This window comes from Mesorhizobium sp. PL10 (assembly GCF_053714315.1).
On the sequence record NZ_JBSKBR010000008.1, the window covers coordinates 57,176 to 69,420 of the forward strand.

Sequence of the window (12,245 nt, forward strand, 5' to 3'; positions counted from 1 at the left end):
GCTCCTTTCCTCATACCGGCATCCTAGAGGTCGAGCACCAGCCGTTCCGGATCTTCCAGGCTGTCCTTGACGCGCACCAGGAAGGTCACGGCTTCCTTGCCGTCGACGATGCGGTGATCGTAGCTCAGCGCCAGATACATCATCGGCCTGATCACGATCTGGCCGCCGACCACAACCGGCCGGTCCTGGATCTTGTGCATCCCCAAAATGCCCGACTGCGGCGCGTTGAGGATCGGCGTCGACATTAGCGAGCCGTATACGCCGCCGTTGGAAATGGTGAAGGTGCCGCCCTGCATATCGGCAACCGACAGCTTGCCGTCGCGCGCGGCAACGCCCAGCCGGCCGATCTCCTTCTCGATCTCGGCGATGGACATCTGGTCGGCGTCGCGCACAACCGGCACGACGAGGCCCTTTTCGGTGCCGACGGCAACGCCGACATGGGCAAAATTCTTGTAGATGATGTCGGTGCCGTCGATCTCGGCATTGACCGCCGGGATCTCCTTCAGCGCATGCGTCACCGCCTTGGTGAAGAAGCCCATGAAGCCAAGCTTCACGCCGTGCTTCTTCTCGAAGATGTCCTTGTATTTGGTCCTGAGCGCCATCACCGCGGACATGTCGACCTCGTTGAAGGTGGTCAGCATGGCGGCGGTCGACTGCGCTTCCTTCAGCCGGCGCGCAATGGTCTGGCGCAGCTTGGTCATGCGCACGCGCTCTTCGCGCGAGGCATCGTCGCCGGAAGACGGCGCACGCACCGCGATCGGGGCCGGTGCAGCCTTCGGCATTTCGGCCGGCTGCGACGGTGCGCCCTTGGAAATGGCGTCGAGCACATCGCCCTTCAACACCTGGCCGCGCTTGCCCGAGCCGGAGACCTGGTCGACCGACAGATTGTGTTCCGCGATCAGTTTGGCTGCGGCCGGCGCCGGCGGCATCGAGCGCGGCTCGACCGTGCCGGCATCGCCGGCGATCTTGGCGGTCTCTGCCGCGGCCTGCTTGGTGGTATGCGCGGCGTCCGGGCTCGACGCCTGCGCCACCGACTTGGTCTCCTGCTTGCTCGCAGGAGGAGCAGCGGCGGCAGCGCCGCCTGCCGAGATCATCCCAAGCAAAGCGCCGACGCCGACCGTCTCGCCTTCCTTGGCGGCGATCTCGCCCAGCGTGCCGGCGGCAGCGGCAGGCACTTCCACCGTCACCTTGTCGGTTTCGAGCTCGACCAGCGGCTCGTCGACGGCAATGGCATCGCCGACCTTCTTGAACCACTTGCCGATGGTCGCCTCGGTGACGGATTCGCCGAGAGTGGGAACGCGGATTTCGGTAGCCATTGTGCCTGTCCGTTTCTTTCTCTGTTCTGATCTTTATTCGCCGAGCGCATCTTCGAGCAGAGCGGCGAGCTGTGCCAGATGCTTGGACATCAGCCCGGTCGCCGGCGATGCCGCCGCCGGCCGTCCGGTGTAGCGCACCCGTTGATGCTTGGCGTCGATATGCGCCAGCACCCATTCCAGATAGGGATCGATGAACGACCAGGCGCCCATGTTCTTGGGCTCTTCCTGGCACCACACCATCTCGGCGTTACGGAAACGCGACAGCTCGGTGATCAGCGCCTTGGCCGGGAACGGGTAGAGCTGTTCGACGCGCAAGAGATAGATGTCGTTGATGCCGCGCTTCTCGCGCTCCTCGTAGAGGTCGTAATAGACCTTGCCCGAGCACAGCACGACGCGGCGGATCTTGGAATCCTTGGTGAGCTTGATCGCCTGGTTCTGCAACAGCTGGGCATCGTCCCAAAGCAGCCGGTGGAACGAGCTTTCGCCCGAAATCTCCGGCAGCGTCGACACCGCCCGCTTGTGGCGCAGCAGCGACTTCGGCGTCATCAGGATCAGCGGCTTGCGGAAGTCTCGCTTCAGCTGCCGGCGCAAGATGTGGAAGTAGTTAGCCGGCGTCGTGCAGTTGGCGACTTGCATATTGTCTTCGGCGCAAAGCTGCAGGAAGCGCTCGAGCCGGGCCGAGGAATGTTCCGGGCCCTGGCCCTCATAGCCATGCGGCAACAGGCAGACGAGGCCCGACATTCTGAGCCACTTGCGTTCACCGCTAGAGATGAACTGGTCGAACACCACCTGGGCGCCGTTGGCGAAATCGCCAAACTGTGCTTCCCACAGGGTCAGCGCCTTCGGCTCGGCCAGGCTGTAGCCGTATTCGAAGCCGAGCACCGCCTCTTCCGACAACATCGAGTTGATGACTTCGTAGCCGGCCTGCGCCGCCGACAGATTGTTGAGCGGGATATAGCGGGTCTCGTCGCGCTGGTCGTAGAGCACCGAATGGCGCTGCGAGAAGGTGCCGCGTTCCGAATCCTGGCCCGACAGCCGGATCGGATTGCCGTCGAGCAGGATGGCGCCGAAAGCCAGTGCCTCGGCCGTCGACCAGTCGATGCCTTCGCCGGATTCGATCGCCTGGCGGCGGTTTTCGAGGAAGCGGATGATGGTCTTGTGCGCTTCGAAACCCTTCGGCACCTCGGTCAGCTTCTTGCCGATGTCCTTCAGCACCTTGACCGGCACTGCGGTCTTGCCGCGGCGCTGTTCGTCCTGGTTGTCGGCGGTGCGCAGACCCGACCAGGCGCCGTCCAGCCAGTCGGCCTTGTTGGGCTTGTAGTGCTGGCCGACATCCCATTCCTGCTCCAGATGGGCGCGCCAGTCGGCCTTCATCTTGTCGAGCTCGGCCTGGGTGATATGGCCTTCGGCGATCAGCCGGTCGCCATAGATCTGCACCGTCGTCTTGTGGTTGCGGATGTTGGCGTACATGATCGGCTGGGTGAAGGAAGGCTCGTCGCCCTCATTGTGGCCGAAGCGGCGATAGCAGAACATGTCGACCACGACCGGCTTGTGGAACTTCATGCGGAATTCGATCGCCACCTTGGCGGCATGGACCGTGGCTTCCGGATCGTCGCCATTGACGTGGAAGATCGGCGCCTCGATCATCTTGGCGACATCGGACGGATAGGGCGACGAGCGCGAGAAGCGCGGATTGGTGGTGAAGCCGATCTGGTTGTTGATGATGAAATGCAGCGTGCCGGCGACGCGGTGGCCGCGCAGGCCCGACAGGCCGAGGATTTCGGCGATCACGCCCTGGCCGGCAAAAGCGGCGTCGCCATGCAAGAGCAGCGGCAGCACCTTGGCGCGTTCCTCCAGCGGCACGATCTCCTCGCGGCTGCGGCCGAACAGATAGTCCTGCTTGGCCCGCGCCTTGCCCATCACCACCGGATCGACGATTTCCAGATGCGAGGGATTAGCGGTCAAGGACAGATGCACCTTGTTGCCGTCGAACTCACGGTCCGACGAAGCGCCGAGATGGTACTTGACGTCGCCCGATCCCTCGACCTCGTCGGGAGCGGCAGAGCCGCCCTTGAACTCGTGGAAGATGGCGCGGTGGGGCTTGGCCATCACCTGGCTGAGCACGTTCAGCCGGCCGCGATGCGCCATGCCGAGCACGATCTCCTTCATGCCGAGCTGGCCGCCGCGCTTGATGATCTGTTCCAGCGCCGGGATCAACCCTTCGCTGCCATCGAGGCCGAAGCGCTTGGTACCCTTGTACTTGACGTCGATGAACTGCTCGAAACCTTCGGCCTCGACCAGCTTCTGCAGGATCGCCTTCTTGCCGGCGGCGGTGAAGGAAATCTCCTTGTCGACGCCTTCGATGCGCGCCTGGAGCCAGGCCTTCTCCTCGGGATCGGAGATGTGCATGAACTCGACGCCGAGCGTGGAGCAATAGGTGCGGGTCAGGATGTCGAGCATCTGCCGGATGGTGCCGAACTCGAGCCCAAGCACATTGTCGAGGAAGATCGGCCGGTCGTAGTCGGCTTCGGTGAAGCCGTAATTCTGCGGCGACAGTTCGTTGTAATCCTCGAGCGGCTTGGCGATGCCGAGCGGGTCGAGATTGGCGTGCAGATGGCCGCGCATGCGGAAGGCGCGGATCATCATGATGGCGCGCACCGAATCGCGCGTCGCCTGGTGCACATCGGCATCCGACAGCACGACACCGTTGGTGACCGCTCTGTCCTTGACCTTCTTTTCGACCGTCCTCTCGACCAGGCCCCAGTTGCCGTCGAGCGCCGACACCAGTTCGCCATTGGCCTGCAGCGGCCAGGAGGGCTTTGCCCAGGAGGCGCCCTTGGCGTTCTTGCGCACATCGCCGGCGTCGTCCTTAAGCGCGGCGAAGAAGTCCTGCCACTCGGGATTGACGGACTCCGGATCGTCCTCATAGGACGCATAGAGCGCGTCGATATAGTCGGCATTGCCGCCGTACAGGAACGAGGTGAGCGAGAATTGGTCGTTGGCCTGATCGTTGCGTGACATGATCTACTTCCAGTGCCTTTATTAGCTTAACCTAGGTAGTCATCCTGCGCGAAGGACGCATAGACATGCGGAAAGTCCCAGCCACCCCACTCCGGCTTTGAACGGACGGTTTCGATATTGGTATAGGCGGTGAACCTCCTGTCGAACGTGTCGCGCCCGCCGTAAATCTGCTCGCCGGAGAAAACGCGCCCGCGGAGAAAGTCTTTTCCGCTTTGAGTCCATGCCCCCTCGGAATGGTCGACAAATGCACCTGCGATCGATTCTGAAGTCATGCAACGACGGACGGCGGATACATGCCTCTCTCCGAGAATCGCATCGAATTGAAGCCTTATGTTGCGCTGATATTTGGTGGACCCAAACAATCTGAGCCGCGCGCTCGGGCAAGTAGGATGCACGTAATAGGTCGTTGCCGTTTCACCGGTAAATTCAGTCGCGTTCAAAAACTTTTGTGCATCGTTTCGGCGAGAAGCAAAGTCGGGATTTCTGGTGAAATAGCTCATGTGCTTATCACCGTGCACAATTATGCTATAGGCCGTATAATTAAGAAGCTTTTCGTCGACGTCGCCTGCCCTTGTGTCCCTCCATCCGAACTCGCGCAGAAATGTGTCGATGCTTGAATACGGCCTATCACCGCCAGCCAAGAGTTCAAAGATCGCCAATACCGAGAGAACCGCGTCTTCTTCGCCAGGCGGAATCTTAAACGAACGCAATAGCTCTCCGCTGTCGAGGCGCTCTTCTTGGCGGTTCAACAACTTGGACGCGCCATCCAAAGCGCGGCGAAGCATGCCTCGCCCGCGTTCGTCGCATAGTTGGAGAGCAATACCCAAAGTTCTTATCCCTTGATCGCCTCGACCAGCGTCGTGCCCAGGCGCGCCGGCGACGGCGATACCTTGATGCCGGCCGATTCCATCGCCGCGATCTTGTCTTCCGCGCCGCCCTTGCCGCCGGAGATCACCGCGCCCGCATGGCCCATGGTGCGGCCGGCCGGCGCCGTGCGCCCGGCGATGAAGCCGGCCATCGGCTTCTTGCGGCCGCGCTTGGCCTCGTCCTTGAGGAACTGCGCGGCATCTTCCTCGGCCGAACCGCCGATCTCGCCGATCATGATGATCGACTTGGTCTCGTCGTCGGCGAGGAACATTTCGAGCATGTCGATGAACTCGGTGCCTTTGACGGGGTCGCCGCCGATACCGACGGCGGTGGTCTGGCCGAGGCCGACATTGGTGGTCTGGAACACTGCCTCATAGGTAAGCGTTCCCGAGCGCGAAACAACGCCGACCGAGCCCTTACTGAAGATGCTGCCGGGCATGATGCCGATCTTGCATTCGTCGGGGGTAAGCACGCCCGGACAGTTCGGGCCGAGCAACCGCGAGGTCGAGCGGTCGAGCCGCGCCTTGACCCTGACCATGTCCATGACCGGAATGCCTTCGGTGATGCAGACGATCAGCGGGATCTCGGCCTCGATCGCCTCGATGATCGCTTCGGCCGCGCCCGCCGGCGGCACATAGACAACCGAAGCGTTGGCGCCGGTCTTTTCCTTGCCCTCGGCGACGCTGGCGAAGATCGGCAGCGTCTCGCCCTTGGCGCCGGTCCACGTCTCGCCACCTTTCTTGGGATGGATGCCACCCACCATCTTGGTGCCGTGATAGGCCAGCGCCTGTTCGGTGTGGAACGTGCCGGTCTTGCCGGTCAGGCCCTGCACCAGCACCTTGGTGTTCTTGTCGATAAGAATGGACATCGGAGCCCTTTTCTAAAAACCGTTGATCGAGGAAGGCGAGACGCGCCGGTAGACGCCGCTCACCATGTCTTGCCAGCTGTCGCTGCCGGCAGGTTTGAAATGCAGTCGCATGCGGTAGGCATCGGCATTGTCGAAAATATAGGTCACACGCGCGGCGCCGCGCGGCGACGACCGCTCCAGGACCAGCTCGCTGCCGTTCCATGAACCGGTGGCCGGCGACGCCGGCACAAAGCCCATCGAATCGAACTGGTGCATGGTGACGACACTATTTTGTCGGTCGAAGCCGAACACGTTGTGCGAGCCGAACGAGATCGTGCCATCGCGGCGCTGGCGATAGCGCTGCACCACAAACAGACCGCCGAACTGCGCCTCCGCCAGCACTTCCGACGTCGCCGCGCCTTCATCGGTCCATTGCGTCGCGGCAATATCCACCTCGCCGCGCCACGCGCCGACCAGCGCCTGCAGGCGCTGGTGATCGGCCGAGAGCGAGGAGAACGCGTTCATGAGTCAGAGCCGCTTCAGGTCGGTGACGGTGAGGTCGCTCCTGGCGTTGCCGGTGTTGAGCGTCGTCGCCGGCTCGAACATCAGCACCACCGGCTCCGCGGTCAGCGACCGCGGCCGGTGCTCGACGCCTTTCGGCACGACGATGAAATCGCCCTCGCCGAGCTCGACCGGGCCGTCGCGGAAATCGATGGCGATCCTGCCACGCAGCACGAGGAAGGCTTCGTCCTCATGCTCATGCGCGTGCCAGTCGAAGGTCTCGCCGAACTTGGCGACCTTGGCCTGGCTGTCGTTGACATCGCCGGCAATATGCGGATCGAAGACCTTGTTGATCTTCGCGTCCGCCGCCTCGACCAGGTTTATCTTGCGCGGAGGCATCGTCTAGCAACCTCGACCATGGCGTTCAGTTCTCAAGCTGGACATTTTTGGTTTCCGTGAACGACCGCACCGACCCATTGGCCCCCGGCGCGCCGGGTGGTCACGATCTGCACCGATAAATTGCCGTTGGACGTCCTCAATTCACCAAGCGACTTGGGGTCATCATCGGCCTGGAACTTGCTGCCGTATTTGGTCAGAAGCCTTCTCAGGATCATGTTGGCAGCCTGCTTCGGATCGTTGGTGCCGAAGGAGACGAGGCAGTCGCAGCGACCGCTCCAATTCTTGATCGAGGCAACGATCTCCGTAGCCTTGTAGATCTGCATTCCGTCGGATCCAGCTTTGAACCCGCTTTGCCTGGCAACCGCTTTGAATCTGCCAAAGCTGGGTGCCGTCGCGGGACATAAATTCATGAAGAGATTGACCCTCTTCCCGATCCAGGCGGGCGACTTCGAATCATCCGCGGCCGCGGCAGCGCCGGCCCAAAGGGCCATGCTGGTCAGTGTTATGGCCAGCAGCAGCCGCATTCGCTCAGCCCTTCACCGCCGCCACGATCTTCTTGGCTGCGTCGTCGAGGTCATCGGCCGACACGACGTTGAGGCCGCTGTCGTTGATGATCTTCTTGCCGAGTTCGGCGTTGGTGCCTTCGAGGCGCACCACCAGCGGCACTTGCAGGCCGACTTCCTTGACCGCGGCAATCACGCCCTCGGCAATGATGTCGCACTTCATGATGCCGCCGAAGATGTTGATGAGGATGCCTTTGACTGCCGGATCCTTGGTGATGATCTTGAACGCCGCCGTCACCTTCTCCTTGGAAGCGCCGCCGCCGACATCGAGGAAATTGGCAGGCTCGGCGCCGTAGAGCTTGATGATGTCCATCGTCGCCATGGCGAGGCCGGCGCCATTGACCATGCAGCCGATATTGCCATCGAGGGCGACATAGGCGAGGTCGTATTTCGACGCCTCGATCTCCTTCTCGTCCTCTTCGGTGGTGTCGCGCAGTTCCATAAGCTCGGGGTGGCGAAACAGTGCATTGTTGTCGAACGACACTTTCGCGTCGAGCACGCGCAGCCGGCCGTTCTTCATGACGATCAGCGGGTTGACCTCGAGCAGGCTCATGTCCTTCTCGACAAACGCCTTGTAGAGGATCGGGAACAGCGTGGCGGCATCCTTGGCGGCGTCGCCGGTGAGCCCCAGCGCTTCCACCAGAATGTCGACGTCGATGGTCGTCACGCCGGCCAACGGATCGATGGCGCGGGTGATGATCTTTTCCGGCGTGTCGTGGGCGACGCCCTCAATGTCCATGCCGCCTTCGGTCGAGACGACGAAGGCAATGCGGCCGACCGAGCGGTCGACCAGGATCGACAGGTAAAGCTCGCGCTCGATATCGGCCCCGTCCTCGATATAGAGGCGGTTGACCTGCTTGCCGGCCGGGCCCGTCTGCTTGGTCACCAGCGTGTGGCCAAGCATTTCGTTGGCGTTGGCGACGACATCGGCGACCGACTTGGCCAGCCGCACGCCCCCCTTGGCGTCGGGGCCAAGCTCCCTGAACTTGCCCTTGCCGCGGCCGCCGGCATGGATCTGGCTCTTCACCACATAGAGCGGACCGGGCAGCGCCTTGGCGGCGGCTTCCGCCTCGCTCGCCTTGAACACCGGCACGCCTTCGGCCACCGGCGCGCCAAAGCTCTTCAGCAGCGCCTTGCCCTGATATTCATGGATGTTCATCTGGATGGTCTCCGGATCGGGTGGATCGCTTACTGAGGTCACTTGGAGGCGAGGTGCGGGGCGATCTTGACGCAGGCCTCGGTCAGGCCCTGCACCGTCGCGACAGAGGCTTCGAACATCTTCTGCTCGGCCTTGTTGAGGTCGATCTCGATGATGCGCTCGACGCCGCCGGCGCCGATGACCACGGGAACGCCGACATAGGTGCCCTTGACGCCATACTGGCCCGAGAGATGCGCAGCACAAGGCAGCACGCGCTTCTTGTCCTTGAGATAGGATTCGGCCATCGAGATCGCGGAAGCCGCCGGCGCGTAGAAGGCCGAGCCGGTCTTCAACAGGCCGACGATCTCGGCGCCGCCATCGCGGGTGCGCTGCACGATCTGGTCGAGCTTTTCCTTCGAGGTCCAGCCCATCTTGATCAGATCGGGCAGCGGGATGCCCGATACCGTCGAATAGCGGATCATCGGCACCATGGAATCGCCGTGGCCGCCGAGCACGAAGGCGGTGACATCCTCGACCGAGACCTTGAATTCCTCGGCCAGGAAATAGCGGAAGCGCGCGCTGTCGAGCACGCCGGCCATGCCGACGACATGCGTCTTGGGCAGGCCGGAAAACTTCTGCAGCGCCCATACCATGGCGTCGAGCGGATTGGTGATGCAGATGACGAAAGCTTTCGGCGCGTACTTCTTCAGCCCGGCGCCGACCTGCTCCATGACCTTGAGGTTGATGCCGAGCAGGTCATCGCGGCTCATGCCCGGCTTGCGCGGCACGCCGGCGGTGACGATGCAGACGTCGGCGCCCTCGATGCCGGCATAGTCATTGACGCCGGTCAGCCTGGCATCGAAGCCGTCGACCGGCGACGACTGCGCGATATCGAGCCCCTTGCCTTGCGGAATGCCCTCGGCAATATCGAACAGCACCACGTCGCCGAGGTCCTTGAGGCCGATCATGTGGGCGAGCGTGCCGCCGATCATGCCCGAGCCGATGAGCGCTATCTTGTTGCGTGCCATGTGAGGAAATTTTCCCTTTGTCTGTGACGACGCCCAAATCCTGGATGACTTGGTTGACGGCGTCGAGGAAGAGGCCGGAATGCTGTGGTCTCAGCGAGATTTCGCCGCATCCAGTAGCCCCGGTCGAAAAAATATTCAATCGATTATTTCAAGCTGAATATTTTCAATCGGTTAGAAACACTGGGATTTACGTAAACGTCAAAGTTTATGGCCGACTTGGGAGGTTTTACACAATGAATATGGAAATCAGAAGACTATATGCCGGCGATGACGCCCTTGTGAAGCGGATCGCCGAAGACGTGTTCGACGAGCCGGTACGGGCCGACAGGCTTGCCGCGTACCTCGCCTCATCAGGTCATATGATGATTGTCACGCTGGTGGAGGGCGTCGTCGTCGGCCAGTGCGCCGCCGTCATCCACCGCCATCCCGACAAGGTGAGCGAGCTTTATATCGACGAAGTCGGCGTCTCCCAGGCCTTCCAGCGCCAGGGCATAGCGCGCAAAATGCTCGACGCCATGTTCGCGCTCGGCCGCGAGCAGGGCTGCGGCGAGGCCTGGGTCGGCACCGAACCCGACAACGTGCCGGCCCGCGCGCTTTATGAGTCGCGCAAGGAGCCGCATGGGCCGGCGGAGGGGTTTGTGATGTATGTTTATAAGTTGTAGAGGTCTGCGAGACAGCTTCTTGGACCCCGTGTCAGGCCTGTGCCTGCTCCACTCCAACCAATGCCGCCTTCCCCTTCCGCCTTTCCGCCCAATCCTCCAGCCAGTCGCGGCTCTGCATCTCGATGAGCCGCGAAGCCGTGCGTTCGAATTCGAACACTTCGTTGCCGCGCTTGGCTGTGTAAAGCGCAGGCGGCGGCGCCTCGGCGCTCACCACCAGCCGCACATGATGATCGTAGAGCGTGTCGATCAACAGGATGAAGCGCTTGGCTTCGTTGCGTCGTCCTTCGCCGAGCACTGGTACGTGATCGATGAAGATAGTCGAGAAGCGGCCGGCGATGGCCAGGAAATCGCGCGCGCCGAGCGGTTTTTCGCAAAGGTCGGCGAAAGAAAATCGCGCCGCGTCGCCGGCGGCCGCCGGCACAACCACCTGCCGGCCCTTCACTGCCACGGTCGTTTCGGCGACCGGCGCGCCCCGTGTCATCGCCTGCCAAGCCTCGTCCAATACGCGGTCGGCTTCGGCATCCGCCGGCGTGACATAGACCGGCGTGCGGGCGAGTTTTTCCAGCCGGTAGTCCTTGTCGGCGTCAAGCGACAGCACATGGGCGTGGCGCTCGAGAATGCCGATGAAGGGCAGAAAGAGCTGGCGGTTCAGTCCGTCGCGATAGAGATTTTCGGGCGCGACATTGGAAGTGGCGACCAGCACCACGCCATTGGCAAACAGCGCCGAAAACAGCCGCGACAGGATCATCGCATCGGCAATGTCGGTGACCGAAAACTCGTCGAAGCACAGCACCCAGGCCTGTTCGGAGAGCGCCAGCGCCACCGGCGGGATCGGGTCGTCCTCCTTGACGTCGCCGTTCTTTCGCGCGGCCCGGTGCTTCTGGATGCGGTCCTGCACATCGGCCATGAAGTCGTTGAAATGGACACGGCGCTTGCGGCGGACCGGCAACAGCTCGAAGAACATGTCCATCAGCATGGTCTTGCCGCGGCCGACGCCGCCATGGATGTAGAGGCCTTTGACGACTTCGCGCGTCTCGCGCTTGCGGGCAAACAGCCAGCCAAGCGCGCTCGACTTTTGCGCCAGCCGCTTGACCGAGATCTCGTCGGTCAGCCGGTCGAGTGCGGCAGCGATTCGCTCCTGCGCCGGATCGCGTTCGATGGCACCGGTGTCGACCAGATGGTCGTAGCGCTGCCTGACGGTCGCATGGGTCTGGAGGCCGTCACGCAGATGCATCGGTCACGTCGCTGACTGGGGATAGGCAGCTTATCTTGTAAGCGAAATCGGCAGACCGGTGGAAGTCTGGCCGTCGAATTTCGAACCGCCCGACGAGTAAAGCCGCGCCAGCGTGCCGCCATTCTCGTCATAGAGCGTCAGCTGCTTGCCGGCGACGTTCCACGACTTGATGCCGTCGATCGGCGCCGGGCAATGCAGCGGTCCGGCGCGATAGCCGGCGCCGAATTTGGTCTGCGGCGTCGCCACCTTGCAGCTCTGACCCGAAACACTGGCGTTCCAGACGCCGGCGACGCTGGCCGCGGTGAGGTCGGTGGCGCCCGCAGGCGCCGATCCATCCGGCGGCAGCGAGGCGACCTGCGTGCCCGCCGGCGCGTTCGGGAATTGCGACGGGTCGGTTGTGCCCGGCGCTGCCGGCGGCGGCAGCTGGCTTCCGCTCACCGTGCCGGCGGGCGCGGGCTGCAGCGGCGCCGGCTGCTGATCATCCATCGATGAAAAACGCGAGGTCGAACAGCCGCTTGCAAACAGCGCTGCCAGCGATACGGCCACCAGGCCGCTTCTCGAAAAAGTCATGTCAACCTCCGTCGGATCCGGCTGGGGGGAAGCCGTCCGCACAATCTCACCCCCACCAAGATGGAGAAGGTGGCGAAATTTCAACCCGATATGGTTAAA

At 62.5% G+C, this 12,245-nt stretch carries 12 protein-coding genes; 1 reads left to right on the top strand and 11 read right to left on the bottom strand.

Annotation, left to right across the window (positions count from 1 at the left end; translation table 11 throughout):
- Positions 1 to 23 precede the first annotated feature (23 nt).
- Genes odhB through mdh form a run of 9 tightly spaced genes read right to left on the bottom strand, consistent with a single transcriptional unit; the run spans position 24 to position 9,680 of the window.
- Positions 24 to 1,316, bottom strand: coding sequence for a 2-oxoglutarate dehydrogenase complex dihydrolipoyllysine-residue succinyltransferase (gene odhB, locus ACWGTO_RS14835; RefSeq protein ID WP_454575571.1), 1,293 nt, complete (start codon positions 1,314 to 1,316; stop codon positions 24 to 26).
- Between the two features lie 33 nt (positions 1,317 to 1,349).
- The gene (locus ACWGTO_RS14840) at positions 1,350 to 4,337 is read right to left on the bottom strand and encodes a 2-oxoglutarate dehydrogenase E1 component (protein WP_454575572.1); all 2,988 of its coding nucleotides are present in this window, start codon (positions 4,335 to 4,337) and stop codon (positions 1,350 to 1,352) included.
- 26 nt (positions 4,338 to 4,363) lie between these two features.
- Entirely contained in the window at positions 4,364 to 5,164 is an 801-nt protein-coding gene (locus tag ACWGTO_RS14845; protein WP_454575573.1) for a hypothetical protein, read from the bottom strand.
- 5 nt (positions 5,165 to 5,169) lie between these two features.
- The gene (sucD, locus tag ACWGTO_RS14850; protein WP_454575574.1) at positions 5,170 to 6,072 is read right to left on the bottom strand and encodes a succinate--CoA ligase subunit alpha; all 903 of its coding nucleotides are present in this window, start codon (positions 6,070 to 6,072) and stop codon (positions 5,170 to 5,172) included.
- Positions 6,073 to 6,084: 12 nt separating this feature from the next.
- A complete protein-coding gene (locus ACWGTO_RS14855) occupies positions 6,085 to 6,576 on the bottom strand; it encodes a DUF1579 family protein (RefSeq protein ID WP_454575575.1) in 492 nt (163 codons plus the stop codon).
- A gap of 3 nt (positions 6,577 to 6,579) precedes the next feature.
- Positions 6,580 to 6,951 carry a cupin domain-containing protein gene (locus tag ACWGTO_RS14860; protein WP_454575576.1) on the bottom strand — a complete coding sequence of 124 codons (372 nt, stop codon included), beginning with the start codon at positions 6,949 to 6,951 and terminating at the stop codon, positions 6,580 to 6,582.
- Positions 6,952 to 6,983: 32 nt separating this feature from the next.
- Entirely contained in the window at positions 6,984 to 7,475 is a 492-nt protein-coding gene (locus ACWGTO_RS14865) for a hypothetical protein (protein ID WP_454575577.1), read from the bottom strand.
- A 4-nt stretch (positions 7,476 to 7,479) separates the two neighbouring features.
- Entirely contained in the window at positions 7,480 to 8,673 is a 1,194-nt protein-coding gene (sucC, locus tag ACWGTO_RS14870) for an ADP-forming succinate--CoA ligase subunit beta (RefSeq protein ID WP_454575578.1), read from the bottom strand.
- Between the two features lie 38 nt (positions 8,674 to 8,711).
- Positions 8,712 to 9,680 carry a malate dehydrogenase gene (gene mdh, locus ACWGTO_RS14875; protein WP_454575579.1) on the bottom strand — a complete coding sequence of 323 codons (969 nt, stop codon included), beginning with the start codon at positions 9,678 to 9,680 and terminating at the stop codon, positions 8,712 to 8,714.
- A 233-nt stretch (positions 9,681 to 9,913) separates the two neighbouring features.
- Between mdh and ACWGTO_RS14880 the strand changes: the two genes are divergently transcribed.
- The gene (locus ACWGTO_RS14880) at positions 9,914 to 10,342 is read left to right on the top strand and encodes an N-acetyltransferase family protein (RefSeq protein ID WP_454575580.1); all 429 of its coding nucleotides are present in this window, start codon (positions 9,914 to 9,916) and stop codon (positions 10,340 to 10,342) included.
- Positions 10,343 to 10,373: 31 nt separating this feature from the next.
- On the opposite strand, the gene zapE is transcribed toward ACWGTO_RS14880, so the two are convergent.
- Together zapE and ACWGTO_RS14890 are read right to left on the bottom strand one after the other, a co-directional pair.
- Complete coding sequence (gene zapE, locus ACWGTO_RS14885; protein WP_454575581.1) at positions 10,374 to 11,576, bottom strand: cell division protein ZapE; 1,203 nt, start codon at positions 11,574 to 11,576, stop codon at positions 10,374 to 10,376.
- A gap of 30 nt (positions 11,577 to 11,606) precedes the next feature.
- Positions 11,607 to 12,146, bottom strand: coding sequence for an AprI/Inh family metalloprotease inhibitor (locus tag ACWGTO_RS14890; protein WP_454575582.1), 540 nt, complete (start codon positions 12,144 to 12,146; stop codon positions 11,607 to 11,609).
- Positions 12,147 to 12,245: the final 99 nt, after the last annotated feature.

Bases quoted from the DNA above. Each gene is read 5' to 3' on its own strand.
- odhB (WP_454575571.1), bottom strand. From the start codon at position 1,316: ATGGCTACCGAAATCCGCGTTCCCACTCTCGGCGAATCCGTCACCGAG.
- ACWGTO_RS14840 (WP_454575572.1), bottom strand. From the start codon at position 4,337: ATGTCACGCAACGATCAGGCCAACGACCAATTCTCGCTCACCTCGTTC.
- sucD (WP_454575574.1), bottom strand. From the start codon at position 6,072: ATGTCCATTCTTATCGACAAGAACACCAAGGTGCTGGTGCAGGGCCTG.
- ACWGTO_RS14855 (WP_454575575.1), bottom strand. From the start codon at position 6,576: ATGAACGCGTTCTCCTCGCTCTCGGCCGATCACCAGCGCCTGCAGGCG.
- ACWGTO_RS14860 (WP_454575576.1), bottom strand. From the start codon at position 6,951: ATGCCTCCGCGCAAGATAAACCTGGTCGAGGCGGCGGACGCGAAGATC.
- ACWGTO_RS14865 (WP_454575577.1), bottom strand. From the start codon at position 7,475: ATGCGGCTGCTGCTGGCCATAACACTGACCAGCATGGCCCTTTGGGCC.
- sucC (WP_454575578.1), bottom strand. From the start codon at position 8,673: ATGAACATCCATGAATATCAGGGCAAGGCGCTGCTGAAGAGCTTTGGC.
- mdh (WP_454575579.1), bottom strand. From the start codon at position 9,680: ATGGCACGCAACAAGATAGCGCTCATCGGCTCGGGCATGATCGGCGGC.
- ACWGTO_RS14880 (WP_454575580.1), top strand. From the start codon at position 9,914: ATGAATATGGAAATCAGAAGACTATATGCCGGCGATGACGCCCTTGTG.
- zapE (WP_454575581.1), bottom strand. From the start codon at position 11,576: ATGCATCTGCGTGACGGCCTCCAGACCCATGCGACCGTCAGGCAGCGC.
- ACWGTO_RS14890 (WP_454575582.1), bottom strand. From the start codon at position 12,146: ATGACTTTTTCGAGAAGCGGCCTGGTGGCCGTATCGCTGGCAGCGCTG.